Source organism: Paenibacillus sp. FSL M7-0802 (genome assembly GCF_038004945.1).
In the GTDB taxonomy this organism is placed as follows: domain Bacteria; phylum Bacillota; class Bacilli; order Paenibacillales; family Paenibacillaceae; genus Paenibacillus; species Paenibacillus polymyxa_B.
The window spans coordinates 3,133,220-3,158,515 of record NZ_JBBOSD010000001.1 but is presented as its reverse complement, the minus strand read 5'-3'; the positions used below and the strand labels follow the sequence as shown (position 1 = coordinate 3,158,515).

General features: G+C 48.3%; 21 protein-coding genes. 6 read left to right on the top strand and 15 right to left on the bottom strand.

The features are described 5' to 3' along the window. Window positions 1-17: 17 nt before the first annotated feature. The 3 genes from MHB54_RS14660 to MHB54_RS14650 all read right to left on the bottom strand — a co-directional run bounded on the left by MHB54_RS14660 (window position 18) and on the right by MHB54_RS14650 (window position 4,467). Entirely contained in the window at window positions 18-1,721 is a 1,704-nt protein-coding gene (locus MHB54_RS14660; protein ID WP_340982138.1) for a glycerol-3-phosphate dehydrogenase/oxidase, read from the bottom strand. A gap of 228 nt (window positions 1,722-1,949) precedes the next feature. Continuing rightward, on the bottom strand, window positions 1,950-3,440 hold the full coding sequence (glpK, locus tag MHB54_RS14655; RefSeq protein WP_068939037.1) for a glycerol kinase GlpK: 1,491 nt from the start codon (window positions 3,438-3,440) through the stop codon (window positions 1,950-1,952). A gap of 190 nt (window positions 3,441-3,630) precedes the next feature. Next, on the bottom strand, window positions 3,631-4,467 hold the full coding sequence (locus MHB54_RS14650; RefSeq protein ID WP_028540790.1) for a helix-turn-helix transcriptional regulator: 837 nt from the start codon (window positions 4,465-4,467) through the stop codon (window positions 3,631-3,633). A gap of 212 nt (window positions 4,468-4,679) precedes the next feature. Here MHB54_RS14650 and MHB54_RS14645 point away from each other — a divergent pair, with 212 nt between their 5' ends. Further along, on the top strand, window positions 4,680-5,426 hold the full coding sequence (locus MHB54_RS14645; protein ID WP_264454418.1) for an SDR family oxidoreductase: 747 nt from the start codon (window positions 4,680-4,682) through the stop codon (window positions 5,424-5,426). A 378-nt stretch (window positions 5,427-5,804) separates the two neighbouring features. Here the strand turns inward: MHB54_RS14645 and MHB54_RS14640 are convergent, their stop codons facing one another. Both MHB54_RS14640 and MHB54_RS14635 read right to left on the bottom strand, forming a co-directional pair. After that, on the bottom strand, window positions 5,805-6,362 hold the full coding sequence (locus tag MHB54_RS14640) for a glycerol-3-phosphate responsive antiterminator (RefSeq protein WP_028540792.1): 558 nt from the start codon (window positions 6,360-6,362) through the stop codon (window positions 5,805-5,807). A 206-nt stretch (window positions 6,363-6,568) separates the two neighbouring features. Next, entirely contained in the window at window positions 6,569-7,522 is a 954-nt protein-coding gene (locus MHB54_RS14635; RefSeq protein WP_028540793.1) for an alpha/beta hydrolase, read from the bottom strand. Between the two features lie 260 nt (window positions 7,523-7,782). On the opposite strand from MHB54_RS14635, the gene MHB54_RS14630 reads away from it, so the two are divergent. Next, window positions 7,783-8,418: an NAD(P)-dependent oxidoreductase gene (locus MHB54_RS14630; RefSeq protein WP_028540794.1), complete on the top strand. Its 636-nt coding sequence runs from the start codon at window positions 7,783-7,785 to the stop codon at window positions 8,416-8,418. A 158-nt stretch (window positions 8,419-8,576) separates the two neighbouring features. Here the strand turns inward: MHB54_RS14630 and MHB54_RS14625 are convergent, their stop codons facing one another. The 8 genes from MHB54_RS14625 to kduI all read right to left on the bottom strand — a co-directional run bounded on the left by MHB54_RS14625 (window position 8,577) and on the right by kduI (window position 17,305). Then, entirely contained in the window at window positions 8,577-9,764 is a 1,188-nt protein-coding gene (locus MHB54_RS14625; RefSeq protein WP_264454417.1) for a cation:proton antiporter, read from the bottom strand. Window positions 9,765-10,199: 435 nt separating this feature from the next. After that, complete coding sequence (locus MHB54_RS14620) at window positions 10,200-10,790, bottom strand: GNAT family N-acetyltransferase (RefSeq protein WP_413630609.1); 591 nt, start codon at window positions 10,788-10,790, stop codon at window positions 10,200-10,202. A 62-nt stretch (window positions 10,791-10,852) separates the two neighbouring features. Then, window positions 10,853-12,214, bottom strand: a complete 1,362-nt coding sequence (locus tag MHB54_RS14615) for an MFS transporter (RefSeq protein ID WP_023990861.1) — start codon at window positions 12,212-12,214, stop codon at window positions 10,853-10,855. 92 nt (window positions 12,215-12,306) lie between these two features. Beyond that, window positions 12,307-13,458 (bottom strand): winged helix-turn-helix domain-containing protein, encoded by a 1,152-nt coding sequence (locus MHB54_RS14610; RefSeq protein WP_028540797.1) that lies wholly within the window; start codon window positions 13,456-13,458, stop codon window positions 12,307-12,309. After that, entirely contained in the window at window positions 13,439-14,677 is a 1,239-nt protein-coding gene (locus MHB54_RS14605; RefSeq protein ID WP_264454416.1) for a CynX/NimT family MFS transporter, read from the bottom strand. Before MHB54_RS14605 ends, MHB54_RS14610 begins: the two co-directional genes overlap by 20 nt. A gap of 247 nt (window positions 14,678-14,924) precedes the next feature. After that, entirely contained in the window at window positions 14,925-15,701 is a 777-nt protein-coding gene (gene kduD / locus MHB54_RS14600; protein WP_028540798.1) for a 2-dehydro-3-deoxy-D-gluconate 5-dehydrogenase KduD, read from the bottom strand. A gap of 49 nt (window positions 15,702-15,750) precedes the next feature. Continuing rightward, window positions 15,751-16,395 (bottom strand): bifunctional 2-keto-4-hydroxyglutarate aldolase/2-keto-3-deoxy-6-phosphogluconate aldolase, encoded by a 645-nt coding sequence (locus tag MHB54_RS14595; protein WP_025683172.1) that lies wholly within the window; start codon window positions 16,393-16,395, stop codon window positions 15,751-15,753. A gap of 79 nt (window positions 16,396-16,474) precedes the next feature. Further along, window positions 16,475-17,305: a 5-dehydro-4-deoxy-D-glucuronate isomerase gene (gene kduI, locus MHB54_RS14590; RefSeq protein WP_023990866.1), complete on the bottom strand. Its 831-nt coding sequence runs from the start codon at window positions 17,303-17,305 to the stop codon at window positions 16,475-16,477. Window positions 17,306-17,645: 340 nt separating this feature from the next. Here kduI and MHB54_RS14585 point away from each other — a divergent pair, with 340 nt between their 5' ends. After that, window positions 17,646-18,602 carry a sugar kinase gene (locus MHB54_RS14585; RefSeq protein WP_028540799.1) on the top strand — a complete coding sequence of 319 codons (957 nt, stop codon included), beginning with the start codon at window positions 17,646-17,648 and terminating at the stop codon, window positions 18,600-18,602. A gap of 180 nt (window positions 18,603-18,782) precedes the next feature. Here MHB54_RS14585 and MHB54_RS14580 read toward each other — a convergent pair whose 3' ends face one another. Then, window positions 18,783-19,796, bottom strand: a complete 1,014-nt coding sequence (locus tag MHB54_RS14580) for a LacI family DNA-binding transcriptional regulator (protein WP_023990869.1) — start codon at window positions 19,794-19,796, stop codon at window positions 18,783-18,785. A gap of 224 nt (window positions 19,797-20,020) precedes the next feature. Next, window positions 20,021-21,430 carry an MATE family efflux transporter gene (locus MHB54_RS14575; protein ID WP_023990870.1) on the bottom strand — a complete coding sequence of 470 codons (1,410 nt, stop codon included), beginning with the start codon at window positions 21,428-21,430 and terminating at the stop codon, window positions 20,021-20,023. 357 nt (window positions 21,431-21,787) lie between these two features. Between MHB54_RS14575 and MHB54_RS14570 the strand changes: the two genes are divergently transcribed. The 3 genes from MHB54_RS14570 (at window position 21,788) to MHB54_RS14560 (ending at window position 25,285) form a co-directional block, all read left to right on the top strand. Continuing rightward, complete coding sequence (locus tag MHB54_RS14570) at window positions 21,788-22,795, top strand: acrylyl-CoA reductase family protein (RefSeq protein ID WP_264454415.1); 1,008 nt, start codon at window positions 21,788-21,790, stop codon at window positions 22,793-22,795. Between the two features lie 284 nt (window positions 22,796-23,079). Next, the gene (locus MHB54_RS14565; protein ID WP_254348404.1) at window positions 23,080-23,640 is read left to right on the top strand and encodes an RNA polymerase sigma factor; all 561 of its coding nucleotides are present in this window, start codon (window positions 23,080-23,082) and stop codon (window positions 23,638-23,640) included. Next, window positions 23,600-25,285 (top strand): DUF4179 domain-containing protein, encoded by a 1,686-nt coding sequence (locus MHB54_RS14560; RefSeq protein WP_340981684.1) that lies wholly within the window; start codon window positions 23,600-23,602, stop codon window positions 25,283-25,285. The genes MHB54_RS14565 and MHB54_RS14560 overlap by 41 nt, the downstream gene beginning before the upstream one ends. The last annotated feature ends 11 nt before the right edge of the window (window positions 25,286-25,296 follow it).

Below are 25,296 nucleotides of genomic sequence, written 5' to 3'. Positions count from 1 at the left end.
ATATATCCCTCGCGGCCTCAAATAGCTTTAACGTCACCGGGTTTCACCTCTACCTCTACAGGCGTTACAGCTTCATACAGGTAAGCATCCAGCTCAGCCGTATATTGTCGTTCTTGCGCGGCGCTCCAGCCTGCATGTTCGGACATCCATGCAATGGCGGGCTGTTTCCAGCGCTTCACCTCGTCAATCTGGAAGAACAGAGCCCCAGTTCGGCGTATAAAAAAATCAGACGGTGTCACTGTCATTTCCTGTTCCATCGCATACAGGAGCGGGGCACGCACTTCCACAGGCAGCGCCGCTTCCTTCTCGGTAGCCTCCTTCATGCTCTGTGCCGCTATGGCAAACAATCGCTCTGTGTTGGAGCCATAGCGGGTAGCCCATGCTCTAGCTATATCCGGCGACAGGCCGAGCGCAACACCTGCTGCGGTTTGCTTACCTACGTACGCGTCCCAGCCCGCTGAGCCTCCTACGCTGCCACCCGAAATCGGGATATGTCTGGTGCGGCATGCCCGGAAGCTCTGCCCATGCAAGCGCCCCAGCTCCTGTACCGCACGATCCACGACGAGTTCGGACATTTTCCGGTAGCCCGTCAGCTTGCCGCCTGCAATCGTGATCAGACCTGAACGGGATTCCCAAATTTCGTCCTTGCGTGAAATTTCCGAAGGGCTTTTACCGTCTTCATAAATGAGCGGCCGTACCCCTGCCCAACTGGATTCTACATCCGTAACAGTCAGCTTTACATCCGGAAACATTCCGTTGATCGCTTGAAGCACATAGGCCCGATCTTCGGCGGTCATCCGGGGATGCGCCGTATCCCCCTCATACACCGTGTCGGTCGTACCTGCATAGGTTTTTCCATCACGTGGGATGGCAAATACCATGCGTCCATCCGGTGTATCGAAGTACACTGCCTGTTTGAGCGGAAAGCGCTCAGCATCGAACACCAGGTGAATACCTTTCGTCAGGCGAAGCACCTTGCCCTCTTTGGAGCGATCCATTTCCCGTAACGTGTCTACCCATGGTCCGGCTGCATTAATAACCAGCGAAGCTTGAATTTCGTATGGTTTTCCCGTTACCCGGTCCGTTACGCTTGCACCGCTTATTCGTCCTTCGTCATACAGCAGCTTGTCAGCCTTGGCATAGTTCACCGCCAGCGCCCCTCGTGTAACAGCTTCCTTCATGACCTCAATCGTCAGGCGAGCGTCATCTGTGCGGTACTCTACATAGCTGCCGCTTCCCTTCAGTCCATCACGCTTCAGCAAAGGCTCGCGCTCTAGTGTAGCTTGGATGTCCAGCATGCGGCGGCGCTCACTACGCTTAACACCAGCAAGGAAATCATATACCAGCAGCCCGACAGAGGTGGTGAATGCGTTAAACGTGCCGCCCTTGTGAAAAGGAAGTAGCATACGCTCGGGTATGGTCACATGTGGACCATTTTCGAATACGATTGCCCGCTCCTTCCCGACCTCGGCTACCATCTTAACTTCAAACTGCTTCAAATAACGAAGACCACCATGCACTAGCTTGGTCGAGCGACTGGACGTACCCGCTGCGAAATCCTGCATCTCCACCAATGCTGTCTTCAAACCACGATCCGCCGCATCCAGCGCAATACCCGCCCCTGTAATGCCGCCGCCAATGATTAAAATATCCAAATGCTCATGTCCCATACGTTCCAAAACAGCGGTTCTCTCCTGCGCAGCAAATCCCTGTTCTCCCATCATTTATCCCTCCAGCTTTGTATATATTCACGATGCAATCTGCCAACCGAATCATCATAAGGTACAAAAAAAGACCACGAACATCGCTGCGGCGGATGCCGAGCGGTTCATGGTCTCTCCAAGTCTCCTGACGAGTATTAACTTATCTATATCGTAGCACACACGGTACGCTATGAAAAGGGAAATCTGCCTGTTGCCAGATGGCTGCCTTCTATCGCAAAACCGTCTCTACTTGAACGCCATTGCGGCATGAACTGCCTTTTTCCAACCACCATAAAGCTCAGTCCGCATGTCCTCACTCATGGACGGAGTAAAGGTATGATCACTCTGAGCATATCCCCGGACTTCATCCAGACTGCTCCAAAACCCAACTGCCAGTCCCGCTAAATACGCCGCACCGAGTGCAGTTGTCTCGTTCACAGCAGGTCGTTCTACAGGCAGATCGAGAATATCGCTCTGGAACTGCATCAGGAACTCGTTCATCACTGCGCCTCCATCTACACGCAATGAACGCACAGGTACACCCGAATCGCTCGCCATGGCAGTTAGGACATCTTTAGTCTGGTAGGCCAGCGATTCCAGTACCGCTCGTATAAAGTGCTCCTTGGTCGTTCCCCGCGTCAAACCAAATGTCGCGCCGCGCACGTCACTGTCCCAATACGGGCTGCCCAAACCCACAAAGGCTGGGACAAAATATACCCCTTCCGTCGAGGTCACACGCGCCGCATACGCTTCACTATCTGTGGCCTCGCGGAACATGCGCAGCCCGTCACGCAACCACTGAATAGCAGACCCAGCTACAAAAATGCTGCCCTCCAGCGCATACTTTACCTGACCATTCAGCCCCCATGCAATGGTCGTAATCAGTCCATGTTCCGAGTCACAGGGTTCATCTCCGGTATTCATCAGCATAAAGCATCCCGTACCGTATGTATTTTTAATCATGCCCTTGTCAAAGCATCCCTGACCGAACAGAGCTGCTTGCTGATCGCCCGCCGCTCCGGCAATAGGGATTTCCTGCCCAAAAAAGTGATAATCCACCGTATGAGCATATATCTCAGAAGATGATTTCACCTCTGGTAGCATAGACGCAGGAACGCCGAGAATATCCAGCAGCTCCTCATCCCATTTTAGCTCATATATGTTGTACATGAGTGTGCGGGCCGCATTGGAGTAGTCCGTTACATGTGCTTTACCACCGGACAATCTCCAGATTAGCCAGGTATCAATCGTACCAAACAGCAAATCCCCGCGCTCCGCTTGAGCTCGTGCTCCTTCGACGTTGTCGAGTATCCATTTGACCTTGGTGCCAGAAAAGTAGGGATCAATGAGTAGTCCCGTTTTGCTATGAAAAATACGATCAAATCCACGACTTTTCAATTCCTCGCAAATCCCGGCTGTTTGCCGTGACTGCCATACCAACGCATGATATACAGGCAGACCTGTATGTTTATCCCACACCACTACGGTTTCCCGTTGATTCGTAATACCAATCCCGGCAATTTGGCTGGCTTTCACACCTGATTCCGACAGGCAGGAGGCGATGACGGCCAAAATAGAGCTCCATATTTCATTTGCGTTTTGCTCTACCCACCCCGGCTGGGGAAAATACTGTGGGAACTCCCGTTGTGCCTTGTATACCACTTTTCCCTGCCGATCAAACAAGATGGCCCGCGAACTGGTTGTGCCCTGATCCAAGGCAAGAATGTATTGCTCCATCACTTCCCGATCTCCTTGCTTATAATGTTATGATGCCCACTTTTTAGGCTTATCCAGACTTATTCTAAAAATCCTTGGCCCAATAATGAAAAAGCGGCGAGCTAAGACAAGAAAATAAAGTCTTAGACTGCCGCTGCTTGTATTGAACTAACGTTTCCCGTTAGCGAAATGACCTGACTTTCTATCGTCCTCAAAGAGATCCCTGTAATAAATCTTCTAACAGCTCATTAGTTCCTGTGTTTTCGATTGGCGTATATATCCCCATCACGAACTCACCACTTTCAGAGACTGTAAAAGTATTGTAACGAAATGTCAATAGTCCTGCTTGAGGATGATGTATCACTTTTTCCCCTTCCGAGTTTCTGGAAACATCATGGCGTCCCCACCACTCTCTAAACTCCTCGCTTCTGTCACTTAACATGTTAACTAAATCCTGATACCACGAATCATTCATGTGTAAGGCGTATCGGCTTCTGAAATGGGCCAACAGCATGGTGGCGACGTCTTCCCAATTAACTATGCGAGCTTTGTTATCCTTCATCATAAAGATGCGCCAAAGAATATTTCTTTCAATTTCTGCTATTTGGTTAAAGTCTCCACACAATATACTTGTCATTTTGTTCCAAGCAAAAAGGTTCCATCGCCTGTCGATGACATAGGCAGGGTATGTTCCCAGCTTGTCGAGAACCTGTTGAAGGGCTGGAGAAATGGATTCATCTTCTGTTACGTTTGGAAGTACAGAATGGTTAGCCAATACGAATAGATGGTTGCGTTCGTCATTACTGAGTCGAAGTGTTCGCACCAAACTCTCCAGTACTTGTTCCGACACTTGAATATCCCGCCCCTGCTCCAATGCGGTGTACCATGGTAAGGAAATGCCTGATAGACTTGCCACTTCTTCTCGCCTCAGACCAGGCGTACGACGACGTGAGGTCTCAACCCGAAATCCCACATCATGCGGGGATAGACGTGTGCGACGAGTCCGAAGAAAATCAGCTAGTTCTTTTCGTCTTCTTTCAGAATTCATAACAATGATACACCTCTATATCCTGATAGAATTTATAACAGTATCCGTACAATTAGCATTCAGAACAGTACTACAAATACAGACCTATTTGGGCGTTTACAAAACTGATTATAATCGATTTGTCGCCTACAGTGTAGGAGGAATCGGCAGTCAAGGCTGAATAGGTTGTACTTCCGTTCCATAACAAATAATCGAAGAAGAGAGGATTTAGGGTGAAACCAGAACAGAACGATCGTAGCAGTACTTTGAGAGGCCAACGCATTATTCTCTTCGGAGGAACTTCTGGAGTTGGATTTGCGACAGCCGAAGCCGCTGCACGGGAAGGAGCGTCCGTAGTCGTAGTATCCAGTCGAAAAGAGAAGGTTCACAATGCGATCTTGCGCCTCCCCCAAGGTTCGGAAGGACATGTGGTTGATCTATCTAGCGAGGAGCAGGTTCAAACATTTTTCAGCCAAATTGGTGAATTAGACCACTTGGTTTTCTCGGCAGGCGATTCATTACTAATCAAAAATCTCAGCTCAATTGACGTGGAGACTGCACGGCGATCCTTTAACCTGCGGTACTGGGGAGCGTTTATGGCCGCAAAATACGGAAGTGAGAACATCAAACAGAACGGTTCCATCATTTTAACTTCTGGCATTGCCGGAGTCCGACCTCAGAAGGGTTTGACGGTCGCAGCCAGCGTATGTAGTGCTGTTGAATCTCTAGCCAGGGCGCTGGCTGTTGAACTCAGTCCTCTTCGTGTCAACACCGTTAGTTTAGGGCTAATACGTACTGAGATGTGGGACAGTATTCCTGAGGAAGACCTAAACGCGATGTATGAAACTGCCGGAAAAGACCTCCCTGCTGGCCGAGCGGGAGAACCCGAAGACGCAGCTGAGGCTTATCTTTATTTAATGCGTGGAAAATATTCCACCGGACAGACCATTGTCGTGGATGGCGGTTCTACACTGGTGTGATTTAATTGTACAAGAAGTGTAATATGTCTATACTTTACGCTCCAATGAATTTCACATCGAGTCACTACAGACTCAATCATGGAGTTGCCTCCAACAACAAGGGTACTCTTAATGTCAGCATGCTTTAACCCATTACCATTCAGCAATGAAAAGACTGTACGAGGTCACCAGAGCATGATCATGTTCCTAGGTGGCCTCCCACCAAATAACTTCTTTATATACGGGACTGCTTAAGTCCTCGACCAAAATCTTGAAAATCAGAATTCTACTGATTTAGATCAACCTCGTGATAGGACTAAACAAACATCTTGCAGAAATACCCAAGATACAAAATGAGTTTTTTTGAATTTATGCAAAATACATATGATCAAATCTAATCTATTGCCTATAATGCTCGAACAGTTGTTTATTGGAGGTTGTAACTGCTGTAGCTCCCGCAGCCAACGCCGCTTCCACATCCTCTGGGGTGCGAATAAGTCCGCCCGCCAAAATGGGAATGCCCGTGCGTTCGCTGACTTCCTTAATCATAGGTGGAACAACACCGGGCAGCACCTCAATATAATCAGGTCGTGTTTTTTCCACCAGCGCGTAGCTTTTTTCCAGCGCAATCGTATCGAGCAGGAACACCCGCTGTACAGCAAGAATCCCTTTCTTTTTAGCAGTTGCAATCACCCCGGATCGGGTCGAAATAATCCCAAACGGCTTAATTTCCTGACACAAATATTCAGCCGCATACTCGTCATTCTTCAAGCCTTGCACCAGGTCGGCATGCAGAAGCATTTGCTTGCTGCGACTCCTAGCCATCTGGTACAGGTTGCGCAGCTGCGCTACATGCGTATCCAGAAAAACCGCATACTCATAAGAGCTGTCCAAAATACCCTCCAGCTGCTTCATATGCTTAGCTGCAGGTAAAATGCGTTGTCCCTGAAATGGCATGGATATCCCCCTTAAAGCTGAATGTCGGTCAAACTCGTTCAAATTTTATATTATCACTCTGTTCGACGAAGGTGAAGCGGTTTCATTGCAGATATGTATAAAGGCTGCCTTCCCTGCAATAGATGTCAGCAGGAAGAAGACAGCCTAATCGTTCAAAAAACTGGATCAAATCACACGACGGCACCCTTAAAATGCTCTATAGTGTACTAGCCTTCAAACCCTCGGCGCAGCCATGAGGTAGCGAGCATGATCGCACCGCGCTTGGCTGCTGTTTCCGACAATGGGTTCAGCATCACAAAGTCGTGGATGATGCCCTGAAAGCGTGCAGCGGTTACATCTACCCCTGCTTCACGCAGCTTGTTCGCATAGGCCTCACCTTCATCGCGCAGCACATCGGCCTCGCCTGTAATGACCAGCGCACGTGGTAGCCCTTTGAGCTGTTCTGTGGTGGCACGTAACGGGGACGCCGTGATCTGCGCTCGTTCGTTGGGATCCGTCGTATATTGATCCCAAAACCATTGCATTCCTTCGCGGCTCAGGAAATATCCTGTGGCGAACTCCTGGTATGATTCCGTGTCAAAGGAAGCGTCCGTCACCGGATAAAATAACAACTGCTGCAGGATGGAAGGACCACTGCGTTCTTTGGCCAGCAGCGTTATGGCCGCGGTCATGTTACCGCCGACACTGTCTCCGGCTATCGTCAGCGTATCGGGCTTCAATCCATGCTCGCGCCCATGCTGCGCCACCCATTGAACGACCGCGTAAATTTCCTCAATTGCCGTCGGATATTTAGCTTCAGGTGACAAGCTGTATTCCGGGAATACAACTGCTGCCTGTGAGCCGACTGCCAATTCACGAATCAGACGATCATGCGTATGGGCATTACCGAATACCCAGCCTGCTCCATGAATATATACAATGACCGGGAGATCGCTTGTCACCTGTTGTGGACGAACAATTCTGACCTTCACCTCACCGCCAGGCCCACCTGGAATAGACAGATCTTCTACATCTGCGGCGGGTTTGTCTGCTGGACCGGATTGAACCTCATTGACCGTTTCACGTCCTTTTTCAGGACCCAAATCATATAGAAACGGAGGCTTGGCATTGTCGTCTGCAAATTTCTGCGCTGCGGGTTCAAGCTGTACTTTTTTACTCATATCGTTTCACTCTTCCTTTCTTATCTGTGCTCTACATATATCCAATATGGCTTAAGTTTGCTCATTCAGTTTCACCTTATATATTTAAACGAGTTCCTCTCTTTCCAATCGGAGGACTTTAGTTTGCCCAACAGAAGAGCTTGACTTTTATTTTATATTGTAACTATAATAGTTACATGTTAAAGTTCTTAAATGTACCAGGTACATTTACGATCAAACTGATGAATCATCCAAATCATATTTATAGGAGGCTATCTATTATGAAAATTGCAGTTATTGGTGCAACCGGTAAAGCAGGAAGTAATATCGTAAAAGAAGCATTAGACAGAGGACATGAAGTAACCGCCATCGTCCGTGACTTGGCTAAAGTAACGGAAAGCCGTGCTACTGTAGTACAAAAAGACGTTTTTGATCTGAAAACAGATGATCTGAAAGGTTTTGACGTAGTCGTTAATGCTTTTGCCGCTCCACTCGGACAAGAGCATCTGCATGTCGATGCAGGTAACGTACTGATTGAAGCCCTGCGTAATGTATCCGGTACTCGCCTAATTGTCGTAGGTGGTGCAGGCAGCTTGTTCACTGACGAATCCCAAACACTTTTGGTAAAAGATGCTCCTGGCTTCCCTGATTTCGTATATCCAACAGCAAATAACCAAGGAAAAAACCTGGAAATTCTGCGTGGTACTAGCGATCTGAACTGGACTTTCATTAGTCCTTCTGCGGAATTTGCTCTGGGTAAACGTACAGGCTCTTACCAAGTGGGAAAAGAAACGCTGTTGGTTAATTCCAAAGGTGCAAGCTATGTCAGCTATGAAGATTATGCAGTTGCCGTAGTGGACGAAATCGAAAAACCGCAACATCTAAACCAACGTTTCACAGTGGTGTCCGAGTCTTAATTTTTCTATTCTTGCAGCGTTTATAGCATAAAAGAGACCCTTCGCCCATTTTCTTATGCTGCATGGAAAGTCCGCTTTACTCTAAATCAGACTTTCCATGCACGCTATGAGAAGCTGAACCCGAAGGGTCTTTTTGTTATGACCTGTTGATACTCTCGTTATGACTTGTCAGTGCTGACCTTCTTTTCTATATCGTGAGCGGAAGTCTCCCTTTTATTGCTAAAACACAGCTTGAGAATCGGAGGCGAAGCCAAGGTCGTCAGAATGATGGCAATGATCACCGATGTAAAATATTGCTGTGCCAACAGACCCGTCTGTAGACCGGTAGCTGCAATAATAAGTGCGACCTCGCCGCGAGATATCATCCCGGAGCCGATCGCAAGGGCAGAACGGTTATCGAAGCCCGTCAGCCGCGCCCCGAGACCTCCCCCGATTAGCTTTGTCACCAGCGCAATCAGTGTCAAAACAACAACAAATCCGAGCTGCTGCCCTACTCCCTCAAAGGAAACATTTAATCCGATGCTGACAAAAAATACAGGAACAAAGATGGAATAAGCGATGGGCTCCACCTTTTCTTCTACGACGTGCTTAAAGCTGGTTTGTGCAATGGCAATCCCGGCCGCAAAAGCCCCGATAATACCTGCCATCCCCAACATATCCGCAAAATACGCAAACCCAAAGCAAATAATCAACGCAGTCGTGATGACTGCTTCAGTCACCTTGAGTGGAGCAAGTATTTTCATAATCCACGGAACAACGAACCAGCCACCCAGAATAGCTACTACGAAGAAAACTAGCTTTTTGCCAACAAGAAGTCCCAGCGAAGTTTCTCCACCCATACCGAATATACTCATTACTACCGCTAGTAGCACCACGACAAGCACATCATCCAGCACTGCTGCACCCAAAATGGTCGAGCCTTCCCGGGTATTCAGCTTATTCATATCCTTGAGTACCTGTACCGTAATGCTTACAGAGGTAGCACTCAGAATAATTCCTAGAAACCAGCCTTCATGCACCGAGAATCCAAAGGCTTCCCCTACACCAAAACCGCAAATTAGCGGTAAAATAATACCTCCAACCGCCACAGCTACCGCAGGCTTCCAGTTACGTCGAAGTTGATCCAGGTCCGTCTCCAGTCCAGCAATGAACATCAGCAGCAGCACGCCGATTTCAGACATATTATGAATCAGCGAATCATTCTGAACCCATCCCAATACGGCTGGACCCAGGACAATTCCTGCGATCAGCTTTCCCAACACCGCTGGTTGACCGAGCTTGACAGACAAATGACCCGCGACTTTTGTGAACAACAGAATCAGCAGTAGATACAATATAAATTGCATAGGCTGATAACCTCCTTTGGTTTAATCCTTGAACTTATTTGCGCATAATTCACGATATTGAAGAAAACTGATAATCGAGGATTTTGCAAAAATCCCATAAGCGACTTCCAATGAACAAGATATAGATCGAAATGGTTTAGTTCGTCTATATATTGCACTTCGGAGCGACTGGAATCGAATTTTGCAAAATCCTGAATCATAAAATGCTAAACAAACGTGCAAAATATGTGTCTGACCTTAACGGACAACTCGCAAAATAAAAAGGGGAACCCGAGATACAGCACAGGTTCCCCTAAAAAAGACATAAAGGAGCCTTGGTGACAGGCTCCTCCGGTAATTCATATATTCATTTGATGTTGTCGGTCATACTTGCGCAAACAAGCAACTTTATCCTTTAATTATATCTCTTCTGTAAACCCGTGTAAACGTATTGAATCAATTTTCTGCTTTTTTCACATAGTGGTCGCGGTATTCGTGGTCCAGCATACTCATCAGAATCGAATCATGGTATTCATAATTATAGAATAAAGCATCCCGCTGCACACCTTCGCGCTGAAAGCCTACTTTTTCATAGCAACGAATGGCGCGTTCATTAAAATCAAATACATTCAGCTCAATCCGATGCAGATTACAGATACCGAATCCGTAACCCAGCATGAGTACAAGCGCTTCGGTGCCGTAGCCTTTCCCCTGATTTCCCTGCTCATTGATCGCAATACGGATGTTGGCACTGCGGTTCAGGCTGTCCATATCCTGCAAGGCAATATCCCCAATGACACGATCACCTTCGCGAAGCGCAATCAACAGCAGCAGGCTTGAGGCATCCTGTCCTTTAGCTTCAATATAACGGGCAATTTGATCCTTGGTAAAGCTGCGTTGTGTGCCTGTCAGCCGCCGCACATCCTGATCGAACAATGTATTATAGTATAGCTCGGTGTCCTCTACGTTAACGGGACGCAAGTATACCCGTGATCCTTCAAGTAACCGTGCCACAGGCTCTGAGGATGAAGTTTGTTGAGTCATCATGATCTCTCCCATGCTAAAAATATAAATGACGAAAATCAAAGCAAATTATTGCGCAAGATCGACTACGCAAGGTCTGCATTTTGCTCCGTAGTCAGGCTAGAATCGGCGAGGGACTCGCGCCAAATTACAGATTGAAGCAACAGTCCCGTCAAACCCAGGATTCCAACAGTCATTCCGATCCAGACAAAAGCCGTGCCCGCCCCTGCTATTCGGATCAATACTCCTCCGGCAAGCGGTGAAACGACCATGATTGCTCCAATCACGGTACTTTGGATACCAAAGACGCGTCCTACCATATCAGCAGGGGTTTTGGCTTGTAATATATAGTTCTGGGTGATAATGTACAGGCCGTTGCCCACGCCCAGCACAGCCCCGATCATAAGCAGTACAGGCAATCCAGTTCCAGGTTGCGCCCAGCCTAAAGCAGCAATAGCTCCGCCAACCAGCACATATCCACCACCGAGCCCCCAGCCTGCGCTTATGCGATTCAAGCGATTAAGCACAAGCATGCAGCCGACGGCGCCAGCCCCAATGGCTGAAACCAGCCAGCCAAGCAGCGATTCATTACCTGGAGCGAGCACTCGCAGCAATGTAGGGAACTGGTAGTCGATCATGAGAATGGCGATTAAGCCGAAAAGTCCGAATATGAGCGTATGCAAAAGCATTCGACTGCGCCATAAGAACGCCCAGCCCTCACGCCATTGGTTGAAAAAACGAGATGCGCGGACATGCTCCTCCCGCATTTTAGCTTCATCAGCCTCAGGCGCTGTATGCGCAGCCGACTTTCCTTGCTTCTCGGCTGCAACAGCTTGTTGGTCTGCGCTGACCAGCGCCGGACCGATTCCGCGCAGCGGCCACAGCAGCAGGCCGGAACAGAGACGCAGCAATGCATTGAGAATAATGCATGCCTGGGGGGACAACACAGTCAAGGTCATAGCGCCCAGTAATGGCCCTGCCACTTTGGAGGCCTGATTGACCAACCCATTCAGCGAGGTTGCCCGAAATAGGTCGTCGCTGGTGACTACCGTGCGGGTCAAGCCTTGCTGTGAAGGCATTTGGAATACGCCAGCCGCCGCGCGCAGACCAAGCAAAGGCAGCAGCCACGCCGGGCCCGGGACGGCGAGGATGGCCAGCGTCAATAAGGCAATAGCTGCATCGCAGACGATCATCAGCCTGGCCTTGTGTACCCGGTCGGCTAACGTGCCCGCGATGGAACCCAGCAGCAGACCCGGTAGGGCCATCACTACCGGAATCAGTGCAATCATCATAGGGTCGGCTTCCCAGCGATAGGCAACAAGCACCTGAATGGCGATAGCATCAAACCAATCGCCAAAGGAAGCAGCCGTGTGCGCTGCAAACATCCGCCGAAAACGGCCATTGCGCCAAATGCTAGGCGTGGATTGCAGTTCTTTCTTTTCCTTCATTATCTACTCACCCTGCTCTCATTTTCAGCTTCTTTAGCAATAAGAACATTCTAGCGGGTCTATATCAGAGGAAAATCAGACAGCTAAAAACATCAGACGACAGAAAGTGTTTGTTCCAACCAGCGCCTTAGCGCTGGACGATGCAGTGTTAAACTGTTATCCCGGTCAAGCCGATCATATTGAGCCGCATATTTCTCTTCCAGCATGGGATAGGAGCCGCAAAGCTTCAAAAAACTGCGGATTTGGCAGATCGCTTTGATTTTTAGCAATTCCTGTTTAGCCATATCAAGGGTGCCCAGCCCTTCATCCATGAGCCGCTCGGCGTTGCCCACATCTCCAGTACGTAAAAGCATAAGTCCGCGCATCATGCGATAACGGCCCAGTTCGCGCAAATACGGAGCTTCCGACAGCATGCCTTCCAGACGATCAGACAGTTCCGCAGCCTTTTCCATATGATTGGAAGCCAGATGCATGTACATCTCCATCAGTGCAACAGGCATCACAAATTTATCGAGATCATCCCGCTCCATGACCATCAAGGTCAGTGGTAGACCTTCCTGTGCGCGTTCAGGTTTTCCATTTTCCACATAAGCCTCCAGGATGTTGAGAATGCGTAATTCCCGTTCCTGATCACTGGACAGCAGCCTGCTGGAAAGCGCACACTCACATAGAGCAAGCCCCTCATCCGTCACCCCTGCTGTGCACATATATAGCAGCAGCATCCAATACAGTCGGTCTGCGCGTGTAAAGTCCTCCCGCTCCAAGAACCAGGAAACATCCGCCTGTACAAAACGGGTATACATTTGATAAAAGACAGACAATTCAAAACCCATCTGCTCCTGCTGGGCAGCCAGCGCTACAATGGAATTCCCCTGCCCCAATAGCTGGTATTTCCGGAATAGTCCATGTACGGCGTCCTGCACCTCCTGATCGAGCAAGGACGGATGATTCTGTGGCTGCACGTCAGTCAAGGTCAAGCTGTAGCCATACCCTCTAACCGTATGAATACGGAGCACATCCCATGATTTAAGTTTTTTGCGCAATCTGTAGATATGATCATCCACCGTACGCTCCACCGGATACTCCAGCGGCCACACACGATCCAGCAGTTGTTCCCGGGTGAACACCTGATTCCGGTTATCGTACAGAAAGCGCAACAGCGCAAACTCTTTAGCCAACAACATAACACGACCTGCACTACAGATCACACTGTAACCGTCTGCATCAAATTGCAGTCTGATCATCCACCTCGCCTCCGACATATCGTTTCTTGGCTGCACCTAGCCCTATAAACATAAGCAGAACACTCAGGCACAAGAGCAGCAGCAGCGGAATTGTCCAGCCTTGTGTTGCATCATGCAAATAACCGAACAGTGTCGGCCCGGTCGCTGCTAGCAAATAACCAAAGGATTGCGCCATACCAGACAGCTCTGCTGCCTGCTGCGGTGTCCGCGTCCGCAAATTAAAGAACATCATCACTAACGGGAAAGCAAAACCACCCGCTATACCGATACAAATGACCCAAATCACACTCCACTGTGTAGCTCCAAGCAGAAATCCACCCAGACCGATAAAATACAGCGCAGCCATAATCAGAACCAATACCCGCTGATCCTTCACCCGTGCCGCCCAAATAGGCACAATAAAGGTAAATGGCATTTGCGAAAACTGCAGCACAGACAGCATCCATCCCGCAGTCTCTGAATCCATTCCCTGTCCGCTCATCATTTCTGGAAACCAGGCGGCAGGAACATAGAACAGAGCAGATTGCAGCCCCATAAACAGCGTCACCTTCCAAGCCAAAGACGATGTATATACATTCACGGTTCGGGCAGACACTGCCGCTTTATTGGCTGTTTTGCGTGCCTTAAGGAGCTGGGGCACCCAGAGTAAAATACCTACGACACCCACAATCCCCCATATTCCCAAAGCACCTCGCCAGCCCATACCTCCATTTATAGCCAGCGGTATACTCAGGCCAGATGCGGTTGCTGCGACCACATTCATGGATACTGAGTATACGCCGGTCATTAGTCCGCTGTTGCGAGGAAACTCCTCTTTGATCAGACTGGGCAGTAACACATTACACACGGCAATAGCCAGTCCCAGCATGGCGGTCCCGACAAATAATGCGGTCACCCCCAGCGTTGAGCGCACCACAATACCTGCGGTCAACAACAGCAAGGCTGCAAAAATAACAAGAGACGACCCGAAGCGGCGCGACAGTTTGGCTACAAAAGGCGACAACATGGCAAAAGCCAGCAGCGGCAATGTCGTTAATAGGCCACTCAGTGTATTCGAAATATGCAAAGAATCCTTAATCAAACCGATAAGAGGTCCTACCGAGGTAATCGAGGCGCGCAGATTGGCACCTACCAGAATGATCCCTACGGCAAGCACCCAAGGACCGGCATGCCACAAAGATTTGTATACCAAAGCTCGTTGGTGTTGCTGTGAACTCATCTCTCCATTCTCCAATCCATCTGTATTATGCTCAAAGGCTCCAACCAAGTGTACGGCTGGAGCCTAGCAATTTTTATCTCATTAAATTATAAAGGCATTCGTGCCATATGCATAGGACGGATCGACACAGCGCCCCAAGTCTTCAAGTTCACCATATAGCTTCATTGAAAAAATAAAAGCTGCCTGAAAGGATAGTTTCCTTTGGAGGCAGCTTTCAGTTCATAAACTTCGATGCGACCAGCGCTGCTTAACGTACCAACCAGCCGCCGTCCACCGCCAAGATATGACCGTTCATGTAGTCGGAACCCTGACTGGCGAGGAAAACCACAACTCCCATCAAATCAGACGGATCGCCCCAACGACCCGCAGGAATACGCGACAAGATTTCTTGATTGCGACTTTCATCCGCACGGATTGGAGCCGTGTTTGCCGTAGCAATATACCCCGGCGCAATCGCATTAATCTGAACGTTATGAACCGCCAGCTCGTTCGCAAATGCCTTGGTCAAACCAGCTACCGCATGCTTGCTCGCTGTATACGGCGGAACGAATTTGCCACCCTGAAAAGCAAGCATAGAAGCGACATTGATAATCTTCCCGCTTTTTTGCTCTACCATTACCTTTGCCACTTCCTGGCTCAGATGATATACGGCATTGAGGTTGATCTCCATGACAGCGTCCCAATCCTCATCTTTATACTCCAGCAGAGGGGCGCGACGAATCGTACCTGCATTGTTTACAAGGATATCAATTTTACCGAATTCATTGACGCATTCTTCTACAATTTTTTTAATGGATTCTTTTTGCGTCAGATCCGCCTCATGAAAGACAACCTTCACACCTGTAGGTTCGAGCAGACGTCTTGTTTCTTCATAATCATCATTGTTAGCTACAATGAACAGGTCTGCACCCGCTTTGGCCAAAGCTACGGAATACCCTTGACCCAAACCACTGTTGCCTCCTGTTACAATCGCCGTTTTACCTTTTAGACTGAAAAAATCCAATGAAAAATTGTCCAGACCCATGCCTACGCCTCCATCACAAATTAGTATAAAAACCTATATTTCCTGAAGCCTACAGCGCTGCGCGTACTTCCTTATATTTAGCTACATAACGTGCTGCATTTTCTGTGATCAAGTCGTAGCGACCTTCCTTGGCTGGAGCCGTCAAATTACCCCCAATTCCCACGGCTACACATCCATTACGCAGCCAGGTTTCCATATTGTCCAGATCAACGCCACCGGTTGGCATAATCTGTACATGAGGCATTGGACCTCTGACGGCCTTAACAAAGTCCGCTCCCATTGCACTTCCTGGGAACAACTTCACGACATCGCTACCCAATTTCATGGCTTCCTTAATCTCATTCAGCGTCATACAGCCGGGCATATAAGGAATCGCGTACAAATTGCATAGCTTCGCTGTTTCTTCTTCAAAAGAAGGACTCACAACAAACTCTGCTCCGGCCAGAATAGCAATTCTCGCCGTCAGTGACTCCAATACTGTTCCTGCACCAATCACTGCCCGATCTTTAAATTCGTCTCTCAATCTTCGAATGACCTGATCCGCATCCGGCGTCGTAAATGTAAGCTCAATATTATCCAAGCCGCCTTCAATGCAGGCTTTAGACATGAGATATGCTTCCTCCGCCGTGTTTCCCCGAATGACTGCGACGACACCTACTGAAGTGATATGTTCCAAAACTTTCTTTTTCGTCATGTTCCTGATCCTTTCCACGAATGGGATGATCATGTACCCTCAGCCGCTTGCAGGTCTACGCTCCAACACACTGATCGGATTAACGCAACTCGCTCATGGCAACCTGATCCATGTCTTTGTATGTTTTATTTTCACCGGCCATGCCCCAAATGAAGGTATAGCTGCCCGTAGCCGCACCGCAGTGGATAGACCAAGGTGGAGAAATAACGGCTTCATCATTCTTCATCACCAGATGGCGCGTTTCGTTCGGTTCACCCATCAGGTGGAACATTCTCGCATTCTCATCCAGTTCAAAGTAGAAATACACTTCCATACGACGGTCATGAACATGTGTCGGCATGGAGTTCCACACACTGCCGTTCTCCAACGTCGTCATCCCCATAACCAATTGGCAACTTTGAATGCCTTCATCATGGATAAAGCGACGCAACGTACGGTTGTTGGCTGTTTCCTGCGAACCCAGACTTTCAGACGGTACATCGGCAAAAGACTGCTTTGTCGTCGGATACGTGGTATGAGCCAAAGCTGAAACGATATAAAATTTCGCAGGCTTTTCACTGGAATCGCTTTCAAAGATCAACTCCTTGCCACCTTTACCTACGTAGAGACAGTCTTTTGTGGCCAGCTCGTAAGTTTCACCGTCCACCTTGACCGTACCGCTGCCCCCGACATTAAAAATACCCAGTTCGCGGCGCTCCAGGAAAGTTTCCGCTTTGATTTGATCGTTACCTTCCAGTGCAACAGATTTATTCACGGGATAAATGCCCCCGATAATGACACGATCTTCATGCGTATAGACCAGCTTTACCTCCTCAGGTACAAACAGTTCCTGGATCAGATAGTGCTGACGCAACTCTTCAGTCGTAAAATGCTTGGCATGTTCGGGATGAGTTGAATAACGCATTTCCATAAAAACATTCCTCCTGTTTAGATAAACTTTTTTATCAACGGAATTGTTATAAAAGCGGTTTCTAACTCTACTTCTTAGCTAGAATTGTAATAATTATCTAAGAGGGTGTCAACCCAAAACTTCACTAATCCTAGAAAAACCCTTAATACACACGAAGTTTTACACGATTTTCACATTTTGATAAACAAAATCGATTTTTTTTATCTATATTACCCAAAAAGTTTTTAGCAAATATATCAACTTCATCATTGTGAAAAACCGATTTATGTGATAATTTCAATTTATTCAGTTGGTGCATGCGCTTACAGATTAAGTTTACTAAACATAAGGAGGAATACAAATGACCGCAACATTGGATGCTGTTACCTTCGGAGAACCGATGGCCATGTTTTATGCCAATGAAGCAGGCTCTCTGGATGAGGTGCGTTCATTCACCAAAGCGTTGGCCGGGGCAGAGACGAATGTTTCAGCCGGTTTGGCGCGTTTAGGTCTACGGGCGGGACTCGTGACCAAACTCGGCGAGGATGCGTTCGGCAAGTTCATTGCCAGTGCGCTACGTCAAGAAGGGATCGACACCCAGAACGTCATGTTTACCAAAGACCACTCTACCGGCATGCTGATTAAATCCAAAGTTACAAGTGGGGACCCAGAGGTGGAATACTTTCGCAAACATTCCGCCGCCTCCACACTAAGCATCGCTGATTTTAACGAGGCTTACTTTTCCGGAGCTCGCCATCTGCATTTTACAGGTATTTCTGTCGCCCTCTCCCCTGAGTGCCGTGATTTCGCACGACATGCGCGGCAATTTATGAAAAAGGCTGGCAAAACCGTATCCTTTGATCCGAACCTCAGACCCAAGTTATGGCCTGACACGCAAACGATGGTGGAGGCGATTAACGAAGCATCTGAGGGGTGCGACTGGCTTCTACCCGGCATTCATGAAGGTAAAATATTGACAGGCTACACCTCACCGGAGGATATCGCTTCCTTCTATCTTGACCGAGGTACCTCGCTGGTCATCATCAAGTTGGGAACCGAAGGTGCATATTACAAATCCGCAGATGCTGAGGGATACGTCAAACGCTTTCGCGTAGAGCATGTTGTTGATACCGTAGGCGCGGGTGACGGATTTGCCGCAGGTGTTATCAGCGCGCTACTGGAGGGCTTGCCCCTGGCAGAGGCCGTCAAACGCGGTAATGCCCTTGGCGCACTGGCTGTCATGTCAGCTGGAGATATGGACGGCTATCCGACACGAGCCGAGCTGGAATCCTTTTTGCTCAGCGCCAGCACGAATTAATCCGGTTTTATTCCCCGCATAGCCTTCACCGCTATTAGCGCAAGCTCAACAAGGCCGAAAGAAGTCGGCCTTAACTTTTAATAGCCCGTATTCGCGTTTGTACGATCTGAGCAGCATACGCATACTCAGATCGTACAAAGGAATACGGGCTATTTTTATAATATATGACACATTGCTCGTCTACAGCGTTTTGACGGATTCTCCCCGATTAATATCCGGTACAAATCGGTAGATAATCGGAACCGATTCGCCGCCCTCCTCAATGCTGGACAGCAGCGTCTTTGCCGCTTGCTTCCCCATATCCGCAATCGGTTGCGTAATAGTCGTAATCGGCGGATTGTAAATATGGGCAAACTCCGCATCGTCAATCCCGATAATAGACAACTCCACCGGAATGCGTATACGGCGGGCATTCACATATTTCAGCGCTTCTGCTAGCACAATATCATTCCCGGCCAACAGCGCAGTCGGTGGCTCTGGCAGCTGGAACAACTCCTTCAGTGTCTGCTGGATTTCTTCTCTCGGCACACTGCGCATATACTCTTCTCGAAATGGCAAGCCATGCTCCTCCAGCGCCTTTTTGTATCCGCTGAGCCGCTCCACCCGTGGAGTAATCCGATTCAAGCCAAGCGGCAAAGTAATCAGCGCAATTCGCTCATGTTTGTGAGCCACAAGTTCCTGAATCGCCAGCTTAATCGCCATTTCGTTATCCAGCAGCAGGCTGCGCGTATTCACCCCGTCTACCAAACGGTCCAAAAACACTAACGGATACTTTTCACGAATGAGCTGGTTGTAAATATCTGCATGCTTGCCTGTCGGGAAGATGATCAGGCCGTCCACCTGCCGAGCCTTGAGCATCTCAATATATTGGCCCTCCTTGTCCGGGTTTTCATCGGCGTTGCAAATGATCACCTGAATGCCAAAACGCTGCAATTCCTCCTCAATCGCACGGATGGACTGGATCGAAAGGGTATAGTCAATGTTGGCTACAATGACCCCGACCATAAACGTCCGGTTTTGCTTCAAGCTGCGGGCCAGCCCGTTAGGCTGATAGTTCAGCTCTTGAATAACCTCGGCAATCCGGTCTCTGGTCTGGTCGCTCATATATTTATATCGTTTGTTCAGAAATTGCGAGACAGTGCTTTTAGACACTCCTGCCTTCTGGGCAACATCTTCAATCGTCGGCTTCTTCATCGGTACACTCCTTGTCTTTCATGTACTGCGTTAGTGCAACAAAAGTATATCTTTTTTTTAGTAAATTTACCATACTTCTATTTATGAATGCCATTATGATATAAGTCGAACTTCAAAGTTGCCTATCGTGCCACCGTGTAGAAGTATGGTTCTCCAGCAGCAAAAAGAGGCAGCTCAAGATGTTCTCTTGAACTGCCTCCACGTAACCATAAATACTGCTCGGATCAGTGTGCTGGAACGGGCGTTGCAGACTGATCTGGTGTATCGTGCTCGACCAGCGCATGTTTTTCCCATAACCGGCTTTTCCAGCGGGCATACATGATGACAGCACGAGTCCATTCATCAGCAGCAATCGCCAGCCACACTCCGGCGAGCCCCATGTCCAGCTTGAACACAAGCAGATAACCAAGCGGCAAGCTCATGCAGACCATGGAGATCAGGCCCATAAAGACCGGGAACTTCGCATCTCCAGCAGCACGCAACGAGTTAATAATGACGATATTCGTTGTCCGACCAGTTTCTAGCAGAATGCTAAGTAAAATGACCTGTGCTCCCAAACGAATAATTTCAGGATTTTCCGTGAACAAACCAAGCAAGGGAACACGGAAAAAGATGACCACCGCATCAATAATCACGGTCACGAGCAACGCCCATTTCACACTGGTCAGTACACGTTTATAGGCAGTATCCTTCTGTCTGGCTCCCACGAGCCTTCCTACCACAATAGCCGTACCCATACCGACTGCCATACTGAACAAGTAAATATAGCTTGAAATATTATTCGCATATTGACGTGTCGCCATTGCTTCTGCGCCCAGATAAGTCACGTACAGTGTGAAGATGAGCTGACACGACTGATACATAATGGACTCCAGCGCGGATGGTACACCAATGCGCAATATTTTAGAGATGAACTTTTTGGACAGTTGGACGTAATATTTCCACTCGACACGAACCTCAGTGACCCGGTACATCAGCCAGAAGAAGATCAAGAGACAAATAAAGCGGCTACCTACTGTAGAAATAGCAGCACCCTCTACTCCAAGTGCAGGCATTCCCCAATGCCCAAAAATCAAAACATAGTTGCCGACCACGTGGATCACGTTCATAAAAACCGATACATACATCGTTTCTTTGGTAAAACCATGTGTACGAATGGTCGCGGCCAGCGCATTAATCAATGCTTGAAGAAAAATGGCACCCCCGACGATGCTCATATACGACTCCGCGTAAGCCAGAATCTCACCCTGGACATTCAGCCATTGCAACATGTGCGTACCAAATACAAGAAAAATTACGCTAAGTAAAAGACCTACCATCAAATTCAACGTAATGGCCGTACCTGTAACCTGGGCCGCTTCGACTAGTTTCTTAGAACCGATATATTGAGCTACGACGATAGCAGCGCCGTTGCCGATAACCTCCAGTACAAGGATGGCAATTGAAATAATTTGATTGGACGCGCCCACACCCGACACTGCATTATCAGATACAGAACTGATCATGAACGTGTCGACGCTCCCCATTAGCATAAACAGAAACAATTCAAGGAAAATAGGCCATGTTAAACGGAACAAATTCAGTTCCTTAGCTTCGGACAATACCGAACCTTTTTTTAGTGCTCTGGTTGTCATTCATTCACCTTTCTTCATAGATTTATTTAACGATCAAAAGGTATGTTAGCACAGTCATTCTGAAAATACATCCCGTTTACGTAAAATGATTTGCAAAATGCGTAAGAATTCATTTATCACTCTCTTTATAATTGATTATCGAACTTTATTGAAACAGAATATTGCAAGAATATACCAGGAATCTGGTCTTTTCGACGTAATTATGAGCTAAAGAGTATAATAGAATACGAGCCTGTGAGCATTGCCGCTGACAGGTTGTGAAGATTGTTGTATGCTTCCTAAGCATAATTTGTGAATTAAAGATGGAATATATAGGACATTCATAGGGTTAAAAGGTAATAAAGGAGGCTTTTACAGATGACTCAATCATTTCAAGCTCTTGTCGTCGATCAGACGCAGGACGGTGAAGTTCAAGCAGAGGTACGTTCTCTGGAAGCTAGCAGTTTACCTGCTGGAGAAGTATTGATTCGTGTCGCTTATTCCAGCATCAATTATAAAGATGGGCTTGCTGCCCACAAGGATGGAAATATTGTCAAATCCTATCCGTTCGTACCAGGCATAGATTGCTCGGGAACCGTCGTCTCTTCGGAGGATAGCCGCTTTAGCGAAGGACAAGCGGTGCTCGTTACCGGATACGGGCTGGGTGTGTCTCAATTCGGGGGATTCAGCCAATATGCACGTGTGCCTGCGGACTGGGTGGTTCCACTTCCAGACGGACTCACGCCGAGAGAGGCGATGATATTCGGGACAGCTGGATTCACCGCAGCCCTGTCGTTATATCGGCTGGAGCAAAACGGCGTTACTCCGGAGCAGGGCAAGGTACTCGTCACCGGAGCGACGGGCGGCGTAGGCGGGGCAGCCATTGCCCTGCTGAACAAGAGAGGCTATCATGTCGTAGCCAGCAGTGGCAAGGCTGATGCTCACGATTACCTCAAGGCGCTCGGAGCAGCCGAGGTCATTTCCCGCGAGGAGGTCTACGACGGTGCGGAGAGCATCCGCCCGCTGAGCAAGCAGCTTTGGCAAGCGGCTGTTGATCCTGTAGGCGGAAAGCCGCTCGCTTCGCTGCTCAGCCAAATCGCCTACAATGGCTCTGTAGCCGTGAGTGGCCTGACGGCAGGCACCAAGCTGCCTACGACGGTGCTGCCGTTTATTTTGCGGGGCGTAAGTCTGCTGGGCATAGACTCTGTCTTCTGCCCATACGACACCCGCGTAGCGATCTGGAAGCGACTCGGCAGCGAATGGAAGCCGGAGCGGCTGGAGCAGCTCGTTGAGCGCGAAGTCGGATTGGCTGACCTGCCAAGCGCGCTCGAAGACATCCTTGCAGCCCGCTCGCAAGGAAGAACGCTAGTACGACTGGTTGACTAAGCGAGTAGGTCCGCAAGCTAATCCGTTGACGCGGTTTCGCGTGAAGGAATGTTCATTCCGTAAGCTCTAGCTTCGGAAAATGTAAGAAGCCTGTAAATCTGCATTTTTTGAGATTTACAGGCTTCTTTTCGTTTATTGCTACTTCCTTATCCATAGATGAGCAAACAACATAGATACATCATGGTACATTTGAAGCAGACGGTTTACTTTTCGCAACCAAATGAACCTTTTGAGGACCTCAGTTGTTATATAGATAAACTGCACGAGAAAGGAGAGCACATTCATTGGAGAGTAATCGAGAGTTGTTTGATTTGTATCAACGAGATGTATACCGAACCTGCTACTACATGGTACATAATGCATCGGATGCAGAGGATTTAACACAGGAAGTGTTTATCATCCTGTTTCGCAGCAATCGTGAACAGATCGAACAACTAAAAGCCTGGATTATGAAAATTACGGTCAATCATTGTCTGAATTTCCTTAAACGCCAGAAAAGCCTGCATTTGAAGGTATCGGCTAATCCCTATCGATTTAGCGGGGCGGAAGGTAAGCCTGTAGACAGGCTGGTGGAAGAACGCGAATCGGCAGAAGAATGGGCCGTTTATATGAATCGTCTTCCAGCCAAAATCCGCGCTGTGCTGACACTCCGCTATATGCATGATTTCACGCTGGCGGAAATATCAAAACTGCTGGAAATTCCGCTGGGAACCGTCAAATCGAGGAATCACAAAGGGCTAAAGTTAATGGAGAAAATACTGCGGGATGCAGGTGTACAAATTCCCGAGATGGAAGGAGAGAACTATGAACAACATAGAAAAGGCATTGAAGCGCAAGTTAAATGATGATTCGGAAATGGCCTATCCTGACTTCGATGAGATGTGGAACCGGATGGAACAGACAGGGCATACTGCCCCTACGCTAACCGACACTTCCGATTCATTCCCTCCGCACCGACACAGAAATTGGCGCAAAATAGCTATCGCCGCCTCTCTGAGTGCACTTCTCGTTGCCGTTCCCGTCTATGCCGCCATCCATTATAATTGGGGCGATCTGCTGCACGGAAGAAGCGGCATACAGACGGCACTAAATCAAGACCTTGGACAGCCGCTGGAGCAATCCGTAACCAGAGACGGAGTGAAGCTGACGCTGCATACCGCTATTGTCGATGAGAACCGGACCGTGATTCTGTACAGCTTGGAGGTCGGAAAACGCGCAGACAACGAGTTTTGGAATGTCAAAGGCGTATCACTTAAAAGTGCTGCGGGGAAAAGCAGTGCGGGCGAGTATAGCTTTCAACAATGGGACGAGAAAAACCAACGTTATAACGGCTACTTTGAAAGCGATTGGACACCGCAGCAAGAAACAGAGAACGTGCGACTGACCGTAGATCATATTGAGCTCACCAGCGTTCAGGAACTGGAATTGCCGCTCGATATCAAATCGCCTCAGATGCAGACGTTCAAGCTGGATCGTAACGGCTTACAAGATTTGAAGGTACAGGTATTCGAACAAGGGAAGGATAAGCTAATGCTGTCCTCGGCAATTACCTTCGATTCGTCCAAGCCGAAGGAATGGGACAATCCACAAATCATTGCCTACAAAGGTGGAGAACCTGTGCGGCCTCAGCCTGGAGGAGCTTTTGGTACACCCGGAGAGAATGGGGAATACACAGCCCAGCAGTATTTTACTAAAGCAGATATACCGGAAGGACAGACTACTTTCAAACTGCAATATGCGCAAACTGAGAAAAGTATAAATGAACCCATAAACCTTGATCTGCAGCTAAGCAAGAAGAAAATGGAAAGCGGAACGATTAAAAGCGTGCTGAACACCCCATTGGAGAACGGCAATCCGAATTTTACGCTAGAACAAATGATTGTCACACCTACACAAATCCGTGTCACGATCAGAAGCGAAAAGAAATTCGCCATGTTACCTTATCAAAAATACTTTCTTTCTGTGAACGGCACAACGCTGGAGGGTAGTCGTTGGTCTTCACCTGATCAGGAACACGATCTGAACACGATTCGTTTTGAACGACCGTCCAATCTTGTGATTACCAAGGACACTCTCATTACTTTTACAGGCAAATACAAGGTTACGACCCATTCGGATGACAAAACGTCACAGCGTTTAACTGATATTTCTGAGTCAAAGCAGACGCTAACGACACAAATCGGTGGCTATCCTGTGAAGTGGACTTACTACAAACAAGGATCAGACTTATTCATAGAAACCGAAAGCGAGGATGCTCACTTTGGAGGGATTAACCAGACGCATATTGGCCTGAGTAAAGAACGGATTATCGGCAAGCCAATCACAGCCAATTTCGCCGGAGACGGCAATAACAAGGCAGTGGATGTCTACAAGAACTTCATAGGGAAGGAAGCTTCTATCTATATGTTCTACTATACAACGGACGACCCAGAAGCAGAGACAACTGTACCCTTGCAGCCTCTGACAAGCAACAGCGAAGCAGCTAAATAGCAATGCTATAA

What these genes read in the sequence shown, in the direction of transcription:
- MHB54_RS14560 (WP_340981684.1), top strand. Translation starts at nt 23,600, where the DNA reads ATGAACAACATAGAAAAGGCATTGAAGCGCAAGTTAAATGATGATTCG.
- MHB54_RS14660 (WP_340982138.1), bottom strand. Translation starts at nt 1,721, where the DNA reads ATGGGAGAACAGGGATTTGCTGCGCAGGAGAGAACCGCTGTTTTGGAA.
- MHB54_RS14575 (WP_023990870.1), bottom strand. Translation starts at nt 21,430, where the DNA reads ATGACAACCAGAGCACTAAAAAAAGGTTCGGTATTGTCCGAAGCTAAG.
- MHB54_RS14580 (WP_023990869.1), bottom strand. Translation starts at nt 19,796, where the DNA reads ATGAAGAAGCCGACGATTGAAGATGTTGCCCAGAAGGCAGGAGTGTCT.
- MHB54_RS14635 (WP_028540793.1), bottom strand. Translation starts at nt 7,522, where the DNA reads ATGAGTAAAAAAGTACAGCTTGAACCCGCAGCGCAGAAATTTGCAGAC.
- kduD (WP_028540798.1), bottom strand. Translation starts at nt 15,701, where the DNA reads ATGGGTCTGGACAATTTTTCATTGGATTTTTTCAGTCTAAAAGGTAAA.
- glpK (WP_068939037.1), bottom strand. Translation starts at nt 3,440, where the DNA reads ATGGAGCAATACATTCTTGCCTTGGATCAGGGCACAACCAGTTCGCGG.
- MHB54_RS14570 (WP_264454415.1), top strand. Translation starts at nt 21,788, where the DNA reads ATGACTCAATCATTTCAAGCTCTTGTCGTCGATCAGACGCAGGACGGT.
- MHB54_RS14630 (WP_028540794.1), top strand. Translation starts at nt 7,783, where the DNA reads ATGAAAATTGCAGTTATTGGTGCAACCGGTAAAGCAGGAAGTAATATC.
- MHB54_RS14595 (WP_025683172.1), bottom strand. Translation starts at nt 16,395, where the DNA reads ATGACGAAAAAGAAAGTTTTGGAACATATCACTTCAGTAGGTGTCGTC.
- MHB54_RS14605 (WP_264454416.1), bottom strand. Translation starts at nt 14,677, where the DNA reads ATGAGTTCACAGCAACACCAACGAGCTTTGGTATACAAATCTTTGTGG.
- MHB54_RS14625 (WP_264454417.1), bottom strand. Translation starts at nt 9,764, where the DNA reads ATGCAATTTATATTGTATCTACTGCTGATTCTGTTGTTCACAAAAGTC.
- MHB54_RS14615 (WP_023990861.1), bottom strand. Translation starts at nt 12,214, where the DNA reads ATGAAGGAAAAGAAAGAACTGCAATCCACGCCTAGCATTTGGCGCAAT.
- MHB54_RS14610 (WP_028540797.1), bottom strand. Translation starts at nt 13,458, where the DNA reads ATGATCAGACTGCAATTTGATGCAGACGGTTACAGTGTGATCTGTAGT.
- MHB54_RS14640 (WP_028540792.1), bottom strand. Translation starts at nt 6,362, where the DNA reads ATGCCATTTCAGGGACAACGCATTTTACCTGCAGCTAAGCATATGAAG.
- MHB54_RS14650 (WP_028540790.1), bottom strand. Translation starts at nt 4,467, where the DNA reads ATGAATTCTGAAAGAAGACGAAAAGAACTAGCTGATTTTCTTCGGACT.
- MHB54_RS14620 (WP_413630609.1), bottom strand. Translation starts at nt 10,790, where the DNA reads ATGATGACTCAACAAACTTCATCCTCAGAGCCTGTGGCACGGTTACTT.
- kduI (WP_023990866.1), bottom strand. Translation starts at nt 17,305, where the DNA reads ATGGAAATGCGTTATTCAACTCATCCCGAACATGCCAAGCATTTTACG.
- MHB54_RS14585 (WP_028540799.1), top strand. Translation starts at nt 17,646, where the DNA reads ATGACCGCAACATTGGATGCTGTTACCTTCGGAGAACCGATGGCCATG.